The 17,888-nt window shown below is 42.9% G+C and carries 20 protein-coding genes, 1 CRISPR repeat array and 1 riboswitch (1 of these 22 running past the window's edge); all 20 genes read left to right on the top strand.

Annotated features, from left to right (window positions below):
* Positions 1-595: direct repeats of the CRISPR family, unit length 32 nt; unit sequence GTCGTCACCTTCGCGGTGACGTGGATTGAAAT; it reaches 1,879 nt to the left of the window's first position.
* Positions 596-797: 202 nt separating this feature from the next.
* The 20 genes from spoIIID (at position 798) to BLCOC_RS24770 (ending at position 17,864) form a co-directional block, all read left to right on the top strand.
* The gene (gene spoIIID / locus BLCOC_RS24870) at positions 798-1,055 is read left to right on the top strand and encodes a sporulation transcriptional regulator SpoIIID (protein ID WP_018593339.1); all 258 of its coding nucleotides are present in this window, start codon (positions 798-800) and stop codon (positions 1,053-1,055) included.
* An 84-nt stretch (positions 1,056-1,139) separates the two neighbouring features.
* On the top strand, positions 1,140-2,474 hold the full coding sequence (locus tag BLCOC_RS24865) for an MATE family efflux transporter (protein ID WP_115623703.1): 1,335 nt from the start codon (positions 1,140-1,142) through the stop codon (positions 2,472-2,474).
* 73 nt (positions 2,475-2,547) lie between these two features.
* A complete protein-coding gene (guaA, locus tag BLCOC_RS24860) occupies positions 2,548-3,849 on the top strand; it encodes a glutamine-hydrolyzing GMP synthase (protein ID WP_115623702.1) in 1,302 nt (433 codons plus the stop codon).
* A gap of 152 nt (positions 3,850-4,001) precedes the next feature.
* Positions 4,002-4,679 (top strand): pentapeptide repeat-containing protein, encoded by a 678-nt coding sequence (locus BLCOC_RS24855; protein WP_115623701.1) that lies wholly within the window; start codon positions 4,002-4,004, stop codon positions 4,677-4,679.
* A 75-nt stretch (positions 4,680-4,754) separates the two neighbouring features.
* Positions 4,755-4,848, top strand: a riboswitch (NiCo riboswitch).
* 113 nt (positions 4,849-4,961) lie between these two features.
* Positions 4,962-5,864 carry a cation diffusion facilitator family transporter gene (locus tag BLCOC_RS24850; RefSeq protein WP_029471269.1) on the top strand — a complete coding sequence of 301 codons (903 nt, stop codon included), beginning with the start codon at positions 4,962-4,964 and terminating at the stop codon, positions 5,862-5,864.
* A 165-nt stretch (positions 5,865-6,029) separates the two neighbouring features.
* Positions 6,030-7,574, top strand: a complete 1,545-nt coding sequence (guaA, locus tag BLCOC_RS24845; protein WP_115623700.1) for a glutamine-hydrolyzing GMP synthase — start codon at positions 6,030-6,032, stop codon at positions 7,572-7,574.
* Positions 7,575-7,932: 358 nt separating this feature from the next.
* Positions 7,933-8,160: a MarR family transcriptional regulator gene (locus BLCOC_RS24840; protein ID WP_087315811.1), complete on the top strand. Its 228-nt coding sequence runs from the start codon at positions 7,933-7,935 to the stop codon at positions 8,158-8,160.
* Positions 8,153-8,371 (top strand): hypothetical protein, encoded by a 219-nt coding sequence (locus tag BLCOC_RS24835; RefSeq protein WP_115623698.1) that lies wholly within the window; start codon positions 8,153-8,155, stop codon positions 8,369-8,371. The genes BLCOC_RS24840 and BLCOC_RS24835 overlap by 8 nt, the downstream gene beginning before the upstream one ends.
* Positions 8,368-8,565, top strand: coding sequence for a DNA-binding protein (locus BLCOC_RS24830; RefSeq protein ID WP_115623697.1), 198 nt, complete (start codon positions 8,368-8,370; stop codon positions 8,563-8,565). The genes BLCOC_RS24835 and BLCOC_RS24830 overlap by 4 nt, the downstream gene beginning before the upstream one ends.
* 2 nt (positions 8,566-8,567) lie before the next feature.
* Entirely contained in the window at positions 8,568-9,653 is a 1,086-nt protein-coding gene (locus BLCOC_RS24825) for a site-specific integrase (RefSeq protein ID WP_115623696.1), read from the top strand.
* 47 nt (positions 9,654-9,700) lie between these two features.
* The gene (locus BLCOC_RS24820) at positions 9,701-10,084 is read left to right on the top strand and encodes a plasmid mobilization protein (RefSeq protein ID WP_115623695.1); all 384 of its coding nucleotides are present in this window, start codon (positions 9,701-9,703) and stop codon (positions 10,082-10,084) included.
* On the top strand, positions 10,065-10,871 hold the full coding sequence (locus tag BLCOC_RS24815; protein WP_115623694.1) for a ParA family protein: 807 nt from the start codon (positions 10,065-10,067) through the stop codon (positions 10,869-10,871). Before BLCOC_RS24820 ends, BLCOC_RS24815 begins: the two co-directional genes overlap by 20 nt.
* Positions 10,861-11,727 carry a ParB/RepB/Spo0J family partition protein gene (locus BLCOC_RS24810; RefSeq protein ID WP_115623693.1) on the top strand — a complete coding sequence of 289 codons (867 nt, stop codon included), beginning with the start codon at positions 10,861-10,863 and terminating at the stop codon, positions 11,725-11,727. The genes BLCOC_RS24815 and BLCOC_RS24810 overlap by 11 nt, the downstream gene beginning before the upstream one ends.
* 24 nt (positions 11,728-11,751) lie before the next feature.
* Positions 11,752-12,810 carry a DUF6017 domain-containing protein gene (locus BLCOC_RS24800; protein ID WP_115623692.1) on the top strand — a complete coding sequence of 353 codons (1,059 nt, stop codon included), beginning with the start codon at positions 11,752-11,754 and terminating at the stop codon, positions 12,808-12,810.
* Positions 12,811-12,949: 139 nt separating this feature from the next.
* Positions 12,950-13,255 (top strand): hypothetical protein, encoded by a 306-nt coding sequence (locus tag BLCOC_RS24795; RefSeq protein ID WP_115623691.1) that lies wholly within the window; start codon positions 12,950-12,952, stop codon positions 13,253-13,255.
* Between the two features lie 538 nt (positions 13,256-13,793).
* A complete protein-coding gene (locus tag BLCOC_RS24790; RefSeq protein WP_115623690.1) occupies positions 13,794-14,207 on the top strand; it encodes a single-stranded DNA-binding protein in 414 nt (137 codons plus the stop codon).
* An 18-nt stretch (positions 14,208-14,225) separates the two neighbouring features.
* On the top strand, positions 14,226-14,654 hold the full coding sequence (locus BLCOC_RS24785; protein ID WP_115623689.1) for a hypothetical protein: 429 nt from the start codon (positions 14,226-14,228) through the stop codon (positions 14,652-14,654).
* Complete coding sequence (locus tag BLCOC_RS24780) at positions 14,635-15,381, top strand: BRO family protein (RefSeq protein ID WP_115623688.1); 747 nt, start codon at positions 14,635-14,637, stop codon at positions 15,379-15,381. The genes BLCOC_RS24785 and BLCOC_RS24780 overlap by 20 nt, the downstream gene beginning before the upstream one ends.
* A gap of 69 nt (positions 15,382-15,450) precedes the next feature.
* Entirely contained in the window at positions 15,451-15,942 is a 492-nt protein-coding gene (locus tag BLCOC_RS24775) for a PcfB family protein (RefSeq protein WP_115623687.1), read from the top strand.
* 71 nt (positions 15,943-16,013) lie between these two features.
* The gene (locus BLCOC_RS24770) at positions 16,014-17,864 is read left to right on the top strand and encodes a VirD4-like conjugal transfer protein, CD1115 family (protein ID WP_242999103.1); all 1,851 of its coding nucleotides are present in this window, start codon (positions 16,014-16,016) and stop codon (positions 17,862-17,864) included.
* Positions 17,865-17,888 lie beyond the last annotated feature (24 nt).

The following is a 17,888-nucleotide window of genomic DNA, read 5'->3' as shown; positions in this document are numbered from 1 at the left end:
ATAACGGTCTGCCTGTATTTCTCCATATCCCTGTCCGTCGTCACCTTCGCGGTGACGTGGATTGAAATTGCTGCATGTTGTTCAACCGCAGGTCAATCAGCGTCGTCACCTTCGCGGTGACGTGGATTGAAATTCACCTTTGGCAATTATAAATGTCCAAGGAGCCAGGTCGTCACCTTCGCGGTGACGTGGATTGAAATCGATGAGCCTTACCCTGCTGTTGGCCGGGATAGCGTCGTCACCTTCGCGGTGACGTGGATTGAAATTTAATAACAAATCCCATCCCCCCAGCCAGTAGGCGTCGTCACCTTCGCGGTGACGTGGATTGAAATTTCCATCCACTAAGTAGGCATAACCGGAATCGAACGTCGTCACCTTCGCGGTGACGTGGATTGAAATTGCAAAGACAAGTATAATTTTAAGAACGGCTTCACGTCGTCACCTTCGCGGTGACGTGGATTGAAATGCAAATGCAGCAATCTGTGTATAACTGCCTTTGTCGTCACCTTCGCGTTGACGTGGATGAAATTATACTCATCGACAGGCAAGAATAGCAATCGTTAGTCTTCGCCTTCGCAGTAATGTGGATTGAAATTTAAGCTTCTCTTACTAAAGTAGGCTTTATTTCATTTTCGATTTTTATAAATGAAATTATATTTCTATCAATTCATTAACCGAATACTGTTTACGCTACAAAAGTTTTTCATCCACCCATACATTAAGTAATAATTTGCATTGACATACAACCAAATTTCCCGGCATACATTGTAAAAACAACGTTTCCGGGAGATTTTTCCTTGAAAAGTTATATAGAAGAACGTGCTATATCCATAGCCAACTACATCATTGAAAACAACGCAACTGTCCGTCAGACAGCCAGAGAGTTCAAGGTCAGTAAAAGCACGGTACACAAAGACGTTACAGAGCGTCTGCTGCAGCTTAATCCTTCACTGGCCAAGTGCGCCCGCAGGGTCCTTGACGTGAACAAGCAGGAACGTCATATCCGCGGTGGTATGGCTACCCGGGAAAAATATCTGCACAAGGTGCAAAAATAACGAAAGAGACTCTTGTTTTGAGGAAAATATGGGCGTATAATTGTTCCTATCAAAATACAAAAGCTTACTGTGAGGGGAAAACAAATGAATCGATTCTTTTCAAATGCGGATTTGCGGAAGCTGATCATACCGCTGATTATCGACCAGTTTCTGCAGGCGTTTGTAGGACTTGCCGATTCTATCATGGTGGCCAGCGTTGGTGAGGCTGCCGTGTCAGGTGTATCATTGATCGATACGGTCATGGTATTGATCATCAACATTTTTACAGCACTGGCTACAGGAGGAGCCGTTATCGCAGGACAATTCATCGGGAAAAAGAAAACTGAGAATGCCTGCCTGGCAACTAACCAACTGCTGTCTTTTACCCTGAAAGCGTCCTGCATCATTATGGTGCTTGGATATCTGGGGAAGAACCTGATCATCAATGGAATATTTGGCAAAATTGAAGCAGATGTTATGTACAACTGTAATGTCTATCTGCTGATCGTTTTTGCGTCTGTTCCTATGATTGCTTTGTACAATGCAGGAGCTTCTATTTTTCGTGCAATGGGAAATTCAACTATTGCAATGAAGACATCGCTGCTTATGAATGCTATTAACCTGGGAGGAAATGCACTGCTGATCTATGGATTCCACAGAGGTGTGGAAGGAGTGGCGATACCTACTTTGGTATCCAGAGGTGTGGCTTGTGTAGTTATGTTATGCCTTATAAATAATCAGAGCAGAGTTCTGCATATCCACCATCCGTTTTCGTTTAAAACAGATTGGATGCTTCTTAAGAAAATACTCTATATCGGCATACCAAACGGCCTGGAAAACAGCATGTTCCAGTTGGGAAAGATTTTGGTGCTGAGTATTGTGACTGGATTCGGAACTGCATCTATCGCGGCAAATGCTGTGTCAAATAATGTAGCGACATTTGCAGTTCTGCCGGGAATGTCCATTGGTTTTGCACTGTTGACCGTGGGTGCCCAGTGTGTCGGCGCAAATGATTTTGAACAGGTGCATTATTATACGAAGAAGCTGATGAAGGTTGCATATATTTCGCTGATAGGAATAAATATACTGCTTATGCTTGTAATGCCCTTTATCATCAAGGCATACGGGTTATCAGCGGAGGCAAGCGGCTATGCTTATAAAATACTGATCTATCATTCTATATGTGTTGTGACTATATGGCCACTGTCTTTTTCGCTGCCCAATACTCTGCGTGCAGCAGCGGATGTGCGTTTTACTATGCTTCTGGCGATCATTTCCATGTGGATCTTCCGTATTGGATTTTCGGTATTGCTGGGAGTGAAGCTGCATTGGGGAGTGTTTGGCGTGTGGGTGGCTATGACCATTGACTGGCTGTTTCGTGCGGTTTGCTTTACCGTCCGCTATGCAAGAGGAAAATGGCAGCACCAGTCACTTATCTGAGTGTATACATCTGCTGTGGGTGCATGCATCCTCGGCAGTGTAATATATGAAAATACAAAAGGAGAACGTATTGATGAAACAGGATATGATTGTCATTCTTGACCTGGGAAGCACAGAAAACACCGTACTGGCCAGAGAAATCCGTGCTATGGGTGTGTACAGTGAGATTTATCCCCACGATATTACCAAAGAAGAGCTGGAGAAGCTCCCTAATGTGAAAGGAATTATAATTAACGGCGGGCCGAACCATATGGTTGACGGCGTCCGTATTGATGTAAGACAGGAGATTTACGAAGCTGGCAGTCCGGTAATGGCAATTGATCATGAGCCGGCAGCCTGCAGTGAGAAATACCAGGATCTGAGTGAAGAACAGAGGGCAGAGATTCTGAAAAAATTTGTTTTTGATACCTGCAAAGCGGAAACAAATTGGAATATGAAAAATTTTGTTGCTGACCAGATTGAGATCGTCAGAGAACAGGTTGGAGATAAAAAAGTTCTTCTGGCGTTATCAGGCGGCGTGGACAGTTCTGTAGTGGCAGCTCTTTTGATCAAGGCTATCGGCAAACAGCTCACATGTGTCCATGTAAATCACGGCCTTATGCGCAAAGGAGAATCCGAAAGTGTAGTGGAAGTATTTAAAGACCAGATGGATGCGAATCTGGTCTATGTGGATGCCTCAGAGCGTTTCCTGACGAAGCTTGCAGGTGTAGATGATCCGGAACAGAAACGTAAGATTATCGGCGCGGAATTTATCCGTGTCTTTGAAGAAGAGGCAAGGAAACTGGAAGGGATCGAGTTCCTGGGACAGGGAACAATTTATCCTGATATTGTGGAGAGCGGAACTAAGACTGCAAAGATGGTAAAATCCCACCACAATGTGGGAGGACTGCCAGAGGATTTGCAGTTTAAGCTGGTTGAACCTCTGAAACAGTTATTTAAAGACGAGGTACGTGCATGTGGAATCGAGCTTGGACTTCCGGAGGAAATGGTTTACAGACAGCCTTTCCCAGGCCCAGGTCTTGGCGTGAGATGTCTGGGTGCCATTACCAGGGAGCGTCTCGAGGCGGTACGTGAATCAGACGCAATCCTGCGTGAAGAGTTCAAAAATGCAGGACTGGATAAAAAAGTATGGCAGTATTTTACGGTTGTTCCTGATTTCAAATCCGTGGGAGTACGTGACAATGCCAGATGTTTTGAATATCCAGTGATCATCCGTGCGGTGAATACAGTGGATGCTATGACAGCAACTATTGAGGAAGTTGACTGGAAGATACTTCTTAAGATCACTGACCGTATCATGAAGGAAGTTAAAAATGTAAACCGTGTCTGCTATGATATGAGTCCGAAGCCAAACGCTACGATTGAATGGGAATAATTCCAAAGGTTGAGGTTAAAAGTGGGGATATTTGTGGTTAAAGTGTGATTGTTCAGTACCTTGACAGTTAAGAACAAAAAATGAATGTGGGGAGTCACTGAATAGTTGCGTTAAAGTTACAGATTAAGACGAAAGAGAAATGTAGGTAAAATATGAACAGTAAAATGTTTCAAGAACCAAAAGCGCCTGTAAAACTGCCAGTCACAGAAAATGTTTCTTCTGTACTGGAAGCTGCCAAAGTATCTGAGGAAGAGATTACGGGATGCTGTTTTAAGGGAGTGTTTATCACTAAGTTTGACGGAAAACTGCTCCGTTTCAAAAAGATGGCTTTTGAAAACTGTAAATTTATAAGTTGTTTCTTTGATGAAGCCAGTTTTACTGATGTACGTTTTAAAAACTGCGATTTTTCCAACACAAGCCTCACGGATGTCTATTTTAAAAGATGTTCCTTTCAGTCCTGCAAGGCTGTTGGAGCCGACTTTTACGGCAGCATTATGCGGCATGTGACATTTCTGGAATGCAATCTTTCAGATATGAATCTGGATGCGTCCAGAATGAGTTATGTCAGAATAAAAGATACAAATCTGGAGGAGTCGAGTCTGAGTAAATGCGGACTGGATAATCTGGATCTGCATCAGGTAAATTTTGCCGGCGCCAGCTTTTTCAAGACGGCTCTCAAGGGTGTGGATATGTCTGATTGTGATATGGACAGGATCATCATTTCTGACGGCAAGGAAGAACTGAGAGGCGCAGTGCTCAACATGTCTCAGGCGATTGTATGCGCAAAACGGATGGGCATTGTGATCAAAGAATTAGAGACAGAAAATTAAATAAAAAATTAGCATTGACTAATAGGCCTGCTCTGGCATAAAATAACATAAACTTCTTTGCACTGCATGTAAACTACAGTACAAACTGAGCAGGCACGGATGCAGGCCATCCGTATAGCCGGGTCACTTTTAGTGACAGCAGATGAACAATGGCATCTGTGGGACAGTAGATTACTTTATTGTTCCGCAGGTGCTTTTTAAATGGGTGGAAACAGCCCGGGTATTAAGAAGCGGCAGAGAAAGTTATGCAGTAGTAAGAATCAATACCGGGGAGGATTTAAAATGGAACAGGTAAAGAAAGAATTTGTATCGGATGAAAAGGCAAAGAAAATTGCACTTCATGTATCCGGAGTTAGTGTGGCAGGTAATGTACTTCTGTCTCTTTTCAAGCTGCTTGCAGGTATTATAGGACATTCCGGTGCTATGATCTCTGATGCGGTACACTCAGCATCAGATGTGTTCGGAACCATCATTGCGGTGCTGGGGGTCAGCATTTCCAAAAGAAAATCAGATGCGGATCATCAGTATGGACACGACAGACTGGAGTGTGTGGCAGCCATTGTGCTGGCAGTGATCCTGCTGGCTACAGGACTGGGAATCGGAATCAGCGGTCTGGAGAAGATTATAAAGGGAAACAGTGGAGATGCGGCAATTCCGGGAGTTATTGCGCTTGTGGCAGCGGTTGTTTCTATTGTGTTCAAAGAATGGATGTATTGGTATACCAGAGCGGCGGCTAAGAAAATCAATTCCGGAGCTTTGATGGCGGAGGCGTGGCATCATCGTTCGGATGCGCTTTCGTCTATTGGCGCATTTGCCGGTATTTTGGGAGCAAGATTGGGATATCCTATTTTAGACCCTATAGCAAGCGTGATCATTTGCCTGTTTATCGGAAAAGCAGCTTATGATATATTTAAGGACGCAGTGGATAAGATGGTGGATAAGTCATGTGATGATGAGACATTAGAGCAGATGCGCGGTATTATCTCAAAACAGGCAGGGGTATTGAGTATTGATATGCTGCATACCAGGCTGTTTGGTGCAAAAATGTACGTGGATATTGAGATTTCTGCTGATGGAACCCTTTCTCTTGAGGAAGGACACGAGATTGCCCAGAAGGTACATGACGCTATTGAAAAGGAATTCCCATTGGTCAAACACTGTATGGTTCATGTGAACCCTGTTTAAAGTACCGTTAAGTAAGGTTCACGAAGAATGTGGATTTGCAGGGATGATTTTTGTCAGATATTCTGTTTTTATGAGATGGAAGGGAAAATTTCTTGTAAATTGAAGCTGGATATTTTATAATGAAATCTAGTTTTGAGGAATGCAAAAGAACAGGAGGACACTTTTTTGAAGAGAGAAACCGTAATTGTACTTGATTTTGGCGGCCAGTATAACCAGTTGATAGCAAGACGTGTTCGGGAATGTAATGTATATTGTGAGATTTATTCTTACAAAACAGATATTGAAAAGATAAAGGAAATCCAGCCTAAGGGAATTATTTTTACAGGTGGTCCTAACAGCGTGTATCTGGAGGATTCTCCCACATATACAAAAGAAATCTTTGAGCTGGGAATTCCGGTTCTGGGAATCTGCTATGGTGCGCAGCTGATGATGCATCTGTTAGGCGGCCAAGTAGGCACAGCGCCTGTCAGGGAATATGGAAAGATTGAGGTTACGGTGGAACAGTCTTCCAAGATGTTTGAGAATGTGTCCGAGAAGACAATTTGCTGGATGAGTCATAATGACTATATTGCAAAAGAGGCACCGGGATTTGATATCATTGCCCATACATCAGACTGCCCGGTGGCGGCAGTGCAGAATACGGAAAAGAATCTCTATGCCGTTCAGTTCCATCCGGAGGTGCTGCATACACAGGAAGGAAAGAAGATGCTTTCCAATTTCGTTTATAATGTGTGTGAATGCTCCGGTGACTGGAAGATGGTTTCTTTTGTGGAGGAGAGTATCAAAGCCATCCGTGAGAAGGTTGGAGACGGCAAGGTGCTGTGTGCGCTTTCAGGCGGCGTGGATTCTTCTGTGGCGGCTGTTATGCTGTCAAAGGCGGTTGGTAATCAGCTTACCTGTGTGTTTGTGGATCACGGGCTTTTAAGGAAGAACGAAGGGGATGAAGTTGAGGCAGTATTCGGACCGGAGGGGCCTTATAACCTGAACTTTATCAGAGTCAATGCACAGGAACGATTTTATGAGAGATTAAAAGGCGCGGAAGAGCCGGAAGATAAGAGAAAAATTATCGGTGAAGAATTTATCCGGGTATTTGAGGAAGAGGCTAAGAAGATTGGAACAGTTGACTTTTTAGTGCAGGGTACCATTTATCCTGATGTTGTGGAGAGCGGAGTGGGCGGAGAGTCCACTGTGATAAAATCTCACCACAATGTAGGTGGACTGCCGGATTATGTTGATTTTAAGGAGATCATTGAGCCGCTCCGTGACCTGTTTAAAGATGAGGTGCGTAGGGCTGGTCTTGAACTGGGAATTCCGGATTATCTGGTGTTCCGTCAGCCATTCCCCGGTCCCGGGCTTGGAATCAGGATCATTGGAGAAGTAACCGCAGAAAAGGTGGAGATGGTGCAGGAGGCTGACGCTATCTGGCGCGAGGAAATCGCCAATGCAGGGCTGGATAAGGAGATTGGACAGTATTTTGCGGCGTTGACTAATATGCGGTCTGTGGGCGTTATGGGTGACGAGAGAACCTATGACTATGCAGTGGCGCTGAGGGCGGTTACTACTACTGACTTCATGACCGCTGAGAGTGCGGAGATTCCCTGGGATGTGATTGGGAAGGCGACAAACAGGATCGTGAATGAGGTGAAGCATATTAATCGGGTTATGTATGATTGTACGGGGAAACCGCCGGCTACGATTGAGTTCGAATAGAAGTCAAATCCTCGGAAAAGCCTGTATTTATGGGCTTTCCCGGGGATTTATTTTTGTCTCTGGAGTGCAAATGGAGTTAAAAATTATTTTTTTTACTAGCTGGATTTCTTGAATAGATAAGTTTTTCCGGAATATCATTGCATTTCCAGAAGAGAATATCGGGATATTTTTATAGAACAGTTTGTTTTGATGAAGTAGTTTTCATCATGGCAGGCTGTTTTTTTATTGCTTTTGAATTTGTAAGGAAATTTTACCTGTGGAAAATTTGCAAAATTTCGGAAAAATGTGTCCGAAAATCCTCCTGCCAGTCCGGTGTACATGAAGGGAAAACTTTCAGAACACAAAGGAGGTACTGATTATGCAGAACAAATTATTTTTAAAAGCAGCAGATGTATGTGAACTTTTGGAGGTATCTACAACCTCTGCTTATGAGATCATTGCAAATTTGAACAGCGAACTGGAAAAGAAAGGGTATCTGGTTCTTAAAGGCAAGGTTCCGACCAAGTATTTTGTGGAACGTTTTTACGGGATTGAGGATGTCTGTCAGATCCCGCAGGAGAAGGGAGTGGAATGGTTCCATGCGTAAAAGAAAGATGTATTTGTCAGTGGAAGACGTAGCGGAAGTATTTGATATCTCGGTCTCTTTTGCTTACAGGGTAGTGGAACGGATGAACGCTGACCTGGCAAATAAAAATTATTATGTGATTTTAGGACGGGTGCCCACTCGTTATGTTGAGGACAAGATTTATGGTCTGGAACATGTAGAACAGTATTTATCGGAGGAAAAAGCAATATGAGTATGACACAGGAAAAAATGTATATGAACGTAGATGATGTTTGTGCAGTATTGGGAGTATCGAAAGCCTTTGCATATAAAATCATGAAAGGCTACAACGAGGAACTGAAAGAACGAGGATTTCTGGTCATTCCGGGAAAGATATCAACGAAATTTCTTGCCGAGAAGATTTATGGCATGAAAGTGGAGGAATAGCAATGGGAGTATATAAAGAAGGAAAAAACTGGAAAGTACAGGTGTATTACAAGGACTGGCAGGGAAACCGGAAGAGAAAACAGAAACGTGGCTTTCGGACCAAGGGAGAAGCAAAAGAGTGGGAGAGGGATTTCCTTCAGCAGCAAACGCAGAGTGTTGAGATCGAGTTTGGTAATTTCCTTGAGCTATATTACAAAGATATGGAAGTCCGGCTGCGTGAAAATACCATGTACACAAAACGTTATATCATTGATTTGAAAATCAAACCATATTTTGAGCATAAGGTCTTAAGTGAGATTACAGTTGCAGATATCAGAAACTGGCAGAACGAGTTGTTGAAGCAGAATTATTCTGAGACATATCTGAAAACGATCAACTGCCAGCTGGGGGCAATTTTTAATTATGCTGTGCGGTATTACAATCTGAAAGATAATCCTTGCAGGAAAGCAGGTAGTATCGGGAAAAGCAAAGGAGAGCCGAAGGACTTCTGGATGCAGGATGAATTCGAGACTTTTCTCGAAACAGTAGATGATAAACCGGAGGCGAAGATGGCATTTCAGTTTCTGTACTGGACGGGGATGAGAATCGGGGAGCTTTTGGCTTTAACTTATAATGATATCAATCTTGAGGAAAAAACGGTTTCTGTCAACAAATCTTATCAGAGATTAAAAGGAAAGGATGTGATTACCAGACCGAAAACACCAAAAAGTATCAGGGTAATTACACTTCCGGATTTTCTGGTTGAGGAATTTCAAGAGTACTGCAGTCATCTGTACGGAATTATGAAGCACGAAAGGCTGTTTCGTTTTACAAAATCATATATGGAACATTGTATGGTCAACGGAATTGAAAAATCGGGAGTAAAAAGAATTCGCTTGCACGATCTCAGGCATTCCCATGCCAGTATGCTGGTGGATATGGGAGTTGCTCCGCTGGAGATCGCAGAACGTCTGGGACATGAAAAGGTAGAAACAACATTAAATACCTATTCCCATCTGTATCCTTCAACCCAGAGCAAATTGGCAGGGCTTCTTGATAAAAAGTATAAGAATAACAGTGAATTAGAAGGGGATGGTGTCAATGGTTAGAAAATCTTTGAAAAAATATGATAATTCAAAAATGGAGGTACTTTGAAATGGCAAGTGACAGACATGGGAAACACAATAAACCGACAATTGCATTCCGGGTTACACCTTATGAACAGCAGGTCATCAATGAAAGGGTAAAGGCAAGTGGCATGAAAAAGCAGGATTATATTGTCCGCTCCTGTATCTATAACCATGTTTGTGTGGTGGGAAAACGGGAGAATCTGGAAATTCTCAGATCAGAGGCTCGTGAAATGTACACCGTCCTTGAAGAAGTGTCCAAAGACATAAAAAAGGACAGCCCTGCCTTATCGGAGCAGGGGATGGAAAGCATGACGGAAAGATTTCTTGCATTTTTAGATGCAATGCTGTGGATGCTGAAGGGATCAAAATATTTGTGGGAGGAAAAAGACAATGAAAGAAACAGTAAGTAATGGCTGCAAGGTACTGGCTTTATGTTCACAGAAAGGCGGAGTGGGTAAAACCACCAGTTGTGTAAATCTGGCAGTGGGACTAGCCAGAGAGGGAAAGCGTGTTTTAGTAGTAGACAATGATCCGCAGGGAAGTATGACGGCAAGTCTTGGCTATCACAATCCGGATGAGTTGAATGTAACACTGGCTACAATTCTTATGAAAATTGTAAATGAGGAAACATTTGACGATTCTCTGGGTATTCTTCGCCACGAAGAGGGGATTGATTTACTTCCGGCAAATATTGAACTTGCTGGAATGGAAGTGTCATTGGTGAATTTTATGAGCAGGGAACTGGTACTCCGGCAGTATATTGATCAGGTGAAAGGTCTGTACGATTATGTATTAATCGACTGTATGCCGTCCCTGGGAATGCTCACCATCAATGCACTTGCATGTGCGGATGCGGTACTTATTCCGGTTCAGGCAGCCTATCTTCCCGTAAAAGGATTAGAGGACCTGATCCGGACAATCGGTAAGGTGCGAAGACAGCTGAACAGAGGACTTTCCATCGAAGGAATATTGATCACCATGGTAGATAGACGAACAACCTATGCACGGGATATTACAGAATTAATTCACGATACCTATGGAAGCCAGATTCGTATTTTCACTCATAATATACCGTTTTCTGTCCGTGCTGCTGAAATCAGTGCAGAGGGGATCAGTATTTTCCGTCATGATCCCAGGGGTAAGGTTGCAGAAGCATATCAGTATCTGACTCAGGAGGTGCTTTCAGATGAAGAGTAGAAGTGCATCGAAGATAAAATTGACTTCTTATGATGACCTTATTGGTGGAGCAGTATTAAAAGATGATATTCAGGAAATTCCAATTGGTCAGTTGCGGGATTTTGTGAATCATCCTTTTCATGTTAACGATGATGACGAGATGAATGAGCTGGTAGAAAGTATAAAAACACAGGGCATATTAACTGCGCTGCTGGTGCGTCCATCAAAAAAGGGAGGTTATGAGATTGTATCCGGACACAGAAGAAAACATGCAGCTGTTCTTGTAGGATTGACGCAGGTTCCGGTCATTATCCGGGAAATGAGTGATGATGATGCTGTTCGGGCAATGGTAGACAGCAATCTGCAAAGAGAACATATCCTTCCAAGTGAAAAGGCGTTTGCATACAGGATGAAAATGCAGGCAATGAACCATCAGGGTGTCAGCGGAGGGATTTCAGCTGAAACCATCGGTAAAGCTGGAAACGACAGTGCGAGGCAGGTGTACCGTTATGTCAGGCTGACTTATCTGCGCAAACCAATTTTGGATGCAGTGGACAAGGATCTTATGGGTATCCAGACAGGAGTGGAACTTTCATATCTGGAGCCATCCGAACAGATCTGGCTGGAGGAGATTCATAATACTACAGGGAAATATCCAAGTCTTGAACAGGCGAAGAAAATAAAAATCAGAAGCGAAGAAAAGACATTAACGAAAGAAATCCTACGGCTTTTGATAATGGGAGAAAAAAGAAAGGCAAGAACCGTTACTTTAAAGCAAAATGAGATCAACAAGTATTTTACTCCTGATTATGATGAGCAGAAGATGCGTTCCGTAATCATTGAGCTGCTGGAGGAATGGAGTAATAAGAATAAATAGCGGAAAAAGAAGGGAGGGTGATTCATGAGTATTAGAGCAACATTTAGCTATTTTCAGGGAATGGAAGGCGATATGTATCAGTTCTATCGGATTCCTAAGTTGTTGTTTACAAGTGAATATTTCAAAAATCTCTCCTGTGAGGCAAAGGTACTGTATGGTCTTATGTTAGATCGGATGTCGCTTTCGATAAAAAATCGCTGGCTGGACGAGGAAGACAGAGTATATATCTTTTTTTCTGTGGAAGAAATTATGGAAATGCTGAACTGCGGAAGGAATAAAGCGGTTAACTGCCTGAAAGAACTGGATCAGGAAACAGGGATTGGTCTGATTGAGAAGAAAAGGCTAGGGCTTGGTAAAGCAAATGTCATTTATGTGAAGAATTTCAGCCTCCGTGAATATCCAGACGAGCCTGCAGAAATGAAGATTGAAACAGATGATCCGGAATATGAGGAACAGATACCCTGCAATTTTGAAGAAAATATGCCTGAAAACGCTGTAAATACGCAGAAGTTTGAAAAACAAACTTTAAGAAGTTTAGAAAACAAACTTCAGGAAGTTTCAAAAACAAACTTCAAGAAGTTTGAAAAACAAACCTCAGGAAGTTTGAAAAATAAACTTCAAGAAGTTTCAAAAGCAAACTGTAATAATACTGAATATAACGATAATGAATCAAGTAAGACTGAATCATATCCTTCTATCCATCATGACCGGAAAGATGTGGATAAGATGGATGAGAGGTATGCATATCGTCAAATCATCTGTGACAATATCGAATACGACATTCTTTGTCAGAGTTATAAGCCAGAAAGTGTAGAAGAACTGGTGGAACTGATGCTGGATGCTATTTGTACTACAAAAAAATATCTGCAAATTAATGGGGAAGCTATGCCTGCACAGGTGGTAAAGAACAGACTTTTGAAGGTGGGGTATGAGCATATACAGTATGTATTTTTCAGCTTAAGCAAGAATACCACCAAAGTAAAGAATATCCGTCAGTATATGCTGACAGTTTTATATAATGCACCCGTTACAATTAACCAGTTTTATGATGCAGAGGTACGTCATGATATGTATGGAGGATAAAATTATTCTGCCATGAGATTATGACTAATGACTTTGTGCCCAGTGGGCATAAAGCAAGATGTAGAATAACCTTGTGCCCAGTGGGCATGAAGTAAGATCAAAAACATGTGTCTGATGGCAAGAAAGGAAGGGATTAAAAATGCTGCGTTTTTTGATTAAATTACCCTTAAGAATTTTAGCATTCCCAGTTTGGTTGGCAGTTACTGTAATCAATACGATTGGAATATTTTTGGTGGGACTTGCATCATGGATATTTTATTTGATTGCAGGTGTAGCTGTAATTGCAGCGTTAGGTTGCGTTGGGTTTCAGTTATATACATGGCAGGAAGTCAAAATGCATTTACTATGTGCGGCTGTGTTTATCCTTATTCCAAACATAGGGATGTGGATAATAACTGGTACGGAGCTGATCCAATGTGGATTACGTTCTTTCATATTTGAATAAGAGAATTATTCTTTGAAAAGAGGGCATTGGCTCTCTTTTTCCTTTGCACGAAAATGTGCCAGATCAAAAAATCTTTGAAAATCATGTCCGAATTTATAATCCCCAATCCAGTGTATATGGAAGGCAAAGAGAAATTCCTCTGATTTGAGAAAAATCCAAACATGAAAGAGGTTCATTGTTCTTCCGACTGCACCTTGAAAACTAAAGGAGCTGATACATCTTGATTAACAGGCTTACCGGATCGATTTATGACCGGCTCGTGCAGGCGAAGACTCCGTATCGGATACGGAAGAGCGAAGCTTATAATGAGACCACCAGAAAGGTGCAGGACCTCTGCCGAAACAGGGGACTGTGACTGCTCATACAGCAGCCGGGTCATCTGAAATGATGACAATCAGATGTATATGTACAGACAAGCCAAAATGCGAATACTATATTTCCTATATTGCAGGAGAAATCCTGCGTAAGTGGGGAACGGTTCGACTCCGTTCCTCATTTTTTGGTGCATTTAATGCGCTAAGGTTAGGAGGAAAAGCTTATGAACTCAATTACATTAATTGGAAGACTTGCCAAAGCTCCGGAGATCCGGGAAATCACGACTCAAAAGGGAGAGACAGAAGTGGCAAGGTTTCCGTTGGTAGTAAGAAGAAACCATACAAATAAAGCATTTGTCGTTATGGTTACTGCATACGGAGGCAACGCAGGATTTGTACAGAAGTATCTGGAAAAGGGGACAAAGGTTACGATTTGCGGTGAATTGGTCATCTCTCAGGTAAAAAACGAGGAAAATGGAACCGCATCTTATTTCACAGAAATCATTATGGATACAATGGAATTTGCTGAATCCAAATCAAAGAGAGAATCTGGTGGTGAGGGATTTGAGCCTGCAAAAAGGGCAAACATTCCATTTGAAATACCAGAAGAAATGGAACAGGAAATGCCATTTCGTTAAAGAAAGGGGACTTAGAACATGAGAAAATATTTTATGGAATTATTTGCAATGGGATTTGTTGACAGTGAAGGAAACCTGGTGGAGGAGAATGTCCTCCGGGATGCACAAAGAACTGCGGCACTGACAGCAAAGATTATGAAGGAGAATATAGACAACACATGGGAAATGGAATCTCATTTAAACCGGATATTCTGTGCATGGCTGATTTATTCAGATACGATTTTTTCAAGATCCATTACGTATATCATCGGAAGAGAAGCTGCCTGCGTCGAAGAACACTTATGGATGGTGGGAGAAGCCCTGGATGATGATGAATTTAGCGATTATCTGTCAGAGTATCTTATGGCATTTATTGTCGAAGTGGCAAATGCGACAAGAGATCAGATCATTGATAATTTTATGAGATTTATGACTGGGGGATCGGAAGATGGAGCAGGCGACATGTAAAGTAACAGAATTTCATAATACCGAGTTTGGTGCAATTCGGGTAATTGAAGATCAGGGAAGACTTTTATTTTGTGGCACAGATGTGGCTTTTGCCCTGGGTTATTCAAAACCAAGAAATGCAATAAACATGCATTGCAAGGGAGCCCTGAAAAAGGGCGCCCTTACAGCTGGTGGAGTACAAACGATGACATTTATTCCTGAAGGAGATGTGTATCGACTGATTACAAAGAGCCATCTGCCCTCTGCACAGCGTTTTGAAAGTTGGGTATTTGATGAAATTTTACCAGCGATACGAAAGACAGGCGGATATATGTCCAGTGATCTTTTGGAAAGTGTACGCAATAATCCGGAGATACTTCTGGAATTTGCGCAAAGGTTATTGGATGAGAACAATAGGAATAGAGAACTGCAGAGCCAGATTAATGACCTTCAACCGAAGGCAAATTATTTTGATCACTTTATGGTCAAAGGAGAATGCTCAAATATACGAACAACAGCAAAAGAAATTGGAGTACCTGAACGGAAATTCGTGAAGTTTCTTTTAAAAGGCAGTTTTTTATATCGAAGTCCGTCAGGTACACTTCTCCCTTATGCGGTACCTAAGAATGAATCCCTGTTTATTGTCAGGGATTTTTTTAATAATGGACACTTGGGTTCTCAGACGCTGATTACTCCAAAAGGCAAAGAATACTTCCGAGCTTTGTTTGAAGATCAGGAAGAGGAATAATCGGAAAGGTGGTGGTTGTCATGATTTCAATATGGGACAGCACGTAATACGCTGAAAGGAGGGAAATTCATGCAGGAAGAAGTAACACAGAAAACGGTGACTTTTTGTGTGCGTACCACAAAAATGACGGCAGATGTGCTGAAAAAAGTGATTGCCGCATATCTACGGCATCAGAAACAGAAAAGTGCTGAGAAGAAAGCACAGAAAAATCAGCCGAAACAGGGGAAAATCACGGTAAAGGAGCTGGCAAAGCAGAATGCCGGAATGACGAACATTGAGATCACACCCAAGAATATCAAGTCTTTTGAACGGTATGCCAGGAAATACGGGATCAATTATGCCCTGAAAAAGGATAAGACCAAAGATCCGCCGGTTTATATGGTGTTCTTTAAGGGACGTGACCAGGATGCGATCACCGCTGCTTTCCGTGAATTTTCCCAGAAAGAGATCCAAAAGGCGAACCGCCCTTCCATCCACAAACGTCTGGCAGCATACAGAAGTATTGTTGCAGGGAAGGCGAAGGGCAAAGCCAGGAATAAGCATCAGGAGGTATCCCGGTGAGAAAACTCACGATAGGGGGTCTGACCAACAAGCTGAAAGCAAAAGCCAGAGTTACGCTGTCCGCTTTGGATATGAAAAAGCTTATTCTCATCAATTTTCCGTACCTGTTCATCTTTTTGTTTGCAGACAGGGCATCCTGTTTGTACCGGGCAAGTCCCGGGGCAGATATGGGAAACAAACTATTATATGCCATGGAACACGCTGACCGGATTTTGACCGGGTTCCTGCCAAGTCTTTACTACAGGGATGTTCTGGTGGGAGCCGGGATTGCGGCAGTTGTGAAGATTCTGGTCTGGCAGAAACAGGCAGATGCAAAAAAAATCCGAAAAGGAGTGGAGTATGGTTCTGCCAGGTGGGGAACAGCGGAAGACATCAAACCATTTATGGCAGATGATTTCTGGATGAACATTCCGCTGACGGCAACAGAATCCATTACCATGGAGAGCCGTCCGAAGAACCCAAAGTTTGCCAGAAATAAAAACATCTGCGTCATCGGCGGTTCCGGTAGTGGAAAAACAAGGTTTTTCGTAAAGGTCTCTATTATGATGATGAACTGTTCCATGGTCATCACAGACCCGAAGGGAACACTGATCGAAGAATGCGGGAAGATGTTAGCCAAAGGACCGCCAAAGAGAGACAAGCATGGAAATGTTGTGAAAGATAAATCCGGGAAGGTGGTGCATGAGCCTTATGTGATAAAGGTTTTAAATACTATAAACTTTTCCAAATCACTTCATTACAATCCGTTTGCCTACCTGAAAACTGAAAAAGATATCCTGAAACTGGTGACGGTTATCATTGCCAACACCAAAGGGGAAGGGGAAAAGGCAACCGAGGATTTCTGGGTCAAAGCAGAAAAACTGCTGTACACGGCACTGATTGCCCTGATCTGGTATGAAGGGGACGAGGACGAGAAGAACATGAACACCCTGATCGACCTTCTGAATGAAAGTGAGACCAGGGAGGATGACGAGAATTACAAAAATCCAGTGGATATGCTGTTTGAGGATCTGGAAAAAAGGAATCCGGAACACTTTGCGGTACGTCAGTATAAGAAATACAAGCTGGCGGCAGGTAAGACAGCAAAATCTATCCTGATCAGCTGCGGTGCCAGACTGGCTCCGTTTGATATTGCCGAGCTTCGGGAGATCATGAGCTATGATGAGATGGAACTGGATAAGGTGGGAGACCGGAAGACGGCGTTGTTTCTGATTATGTCAGATACAGATACCACCTTTAACTTTGTGATCGCCATGCTGCAGTCCCAGCTTTTCAACCTGCTCTGTGATAAGGCAGATGATCAATATGGCGGCAGGCTGCCAGTCCATGTGCGGGTTATCTGCGATGAGTTTGCCAACATCGGGCAGATTCCTCAGTTTGATAAGCTGATTGCCACTATCCGAAGCAGGGAAATCTCTGCTTCTATTATTTTGCAGTCGCAGAGCCAGCTGAAGGCAATGTACAAGGATAGTGCGGATACAATTCTGGGGAATTGTGACACGATGCTGTTCCTTGGGGGTAAGGAAAAGACCACCCTGAAAGAGATGAGTGAGCTTCTGGGAAAGGAGACGATTGACCTTTACAACACTTCGGAAACACGCAGCAACCAGAAGTCATTCGGGCTGAATTACCAGAAAACCGGGAAACAGCTGATGACGGAGGATGAGATCGCAGTCATGGACGGCGGGAAATGCATCCTGCAGATCCGTGGTGTCCGTCCGTTCTATTCGGACAAATACGATATAACCAAACACCCCAATTACCGGCTCCTTGCGGATTACAGCGAGAAGAACCGGTTTAAGGTGGAAAAGGAACTGGATCCGAAGTACTCACCGAAATCTGATGATGAGGTGGAAGTGATGGAAATGGATCTTTCAGAAGACGGGAATGAGCAGGAAAATAATGAGGAAAGGAATAACTAACAGGGTGCGCCGGTATTGTTACCG

This window comes from Blautia coccoides, assembly GCF_034355335.1.
In the GTDB taxonomy this organism is placed as follows: domain Bacteria; phylum Bacillota; class Clostridia; order Lachnospirales; family Lachnospiraceae; genus Blautia; species Blautia producta.
This window is presented reverse-complemented; position numbering and strand designations above follow the sequence as displayed.

Excerpts from the sequence above, each read along its gene's own strand:
- BLCOC_RS24795 (WP_115623691.1), top strand. The coding sequence starts at position 12,950 with ATGCTGCGTTTTTTGATTAAATTACCCTTAAGAATTTTAGCATTCCCA.
- guaA (WP_115623702.1), top strand. The coding sequence starts at position 2,548 with ATGAAACAGGATATGATTGTCATTCTTGACCTGGGAAGCACAGAAAAC.
- BLCOC_RS24780 (WP_115623688.1), top strand. The coding sequence starts at position 14,635 with ATGGAGCAGGCGACATGTAAAGTAACAGAATTTCATAATACCGAGTTT.
- BLCOC_RS24770 (WP_242999103.1), top strand. The coding sequence starts at position 16,014 with ATGAAAAAGCTTATTCTCATCAATTTTCCGTACCTGTTCATCTTTTTG.
- BLCOC_RS24865 (WP_115623703.1), top strand. The coding sequence starts at position 1,140 with ATGAATCGATTCTTTTCAAATGCGGATTTGCGGAAGCTGATCATACCG.
- BLCOC_RS24785 (WP_115623689.1), top strand. The coding sequence starts at position 14,226 with ATGAGAAAATATTTTATGGAATTATTTGCAATGGGATTTGTTGACAGT.
- BLCOC_RS24790 (WP_115623690.1), top strand. The coding sequence starts at position 13,794 with ATGAACTCAATTACATTAATTGGAAGACTTGCCAAAGCTCCGGAGATC.
- BLCOC_RS24835 (WP_115623698.1), top strand. The coding sequence starts at position 8,153 with ATGCGTAAAAGAAAGATGTATTTGTCAGTGGAAGACGTAGCGGAAGTA.
- BLCOC_RS24820 (WP_115623695.1), top strand. The coding sequence starts at position 9,701 with ATGGCAAGTGACAGACATGGGAAACACAATAAACCGACAATTGCATTC.
- BLCOC_RS24800 (WP_115623692.1), top strand. The coding sequence starts at position 11,752 with ATGAGTATTAGAGCAACATTTAGCTATTTTCAGGGAATGGAAGGCGAT.
- BLCOC_RS24850 (WP_029471269.1), top strand. The coding sequence starts at position 4,962 with ATGGAACAGGTAAAGAAAGAATTTGTATCGGATGAAAAGGCAAAGAAA.
- BLCOC_RS24825 (WP_115623696.1), top strand. The coding sequence starts at position 8,568 with ATGGGAGTATATAAAGAAGGAAAAAACTGGAAAGTACAGGTGTATTAC.
- BLCOC_RS24840 (WP_087315811.1), top strand. The coding sequence starts at position 7,933 with ATGCAGAACAAATTATTTTTAAAAGCAGCAGATGTATGTGAACTTTTG.
- BLCOC_RS24830 (WP_115623697.1), top strand. The coding sequence starts at position 8,368 with ATGAGTATGACACAGGAAAAAATGTATATGAACGTAGATGATGTTTGT.
- BLCOC_RS24775 (WP_115623687.1), top strand. The coding sequence starts at position 15,451 with ATGCAGGAAGAAGTAACACAGAAAACGGTGACTTTTTGTGTGCGTACC.
- BLCOC_RS24855 (WP_115623701.1), top strand. The coding sequence starts at position 4,002 with ATGAACAGTAAAATGTTTCAAGAACCAAAAGCGCCTGTAAAACTGCCA.
- BLCOC_RS24810 (WP_115623693.1), top strand. The coding sequence starts at position 10,861 with ATGAAGAGTAGAAGTGCATCGAAGATAAAATTGACTTCTTATGATGAC.
- BLCOC_RS24815 (WP_115623694.1), top strand. The coding sequence starts at position 10,065 with ATGAAAGAAACAGTAAGTAATGGCTGCAAGGTACTGGCTTTATGTTCA.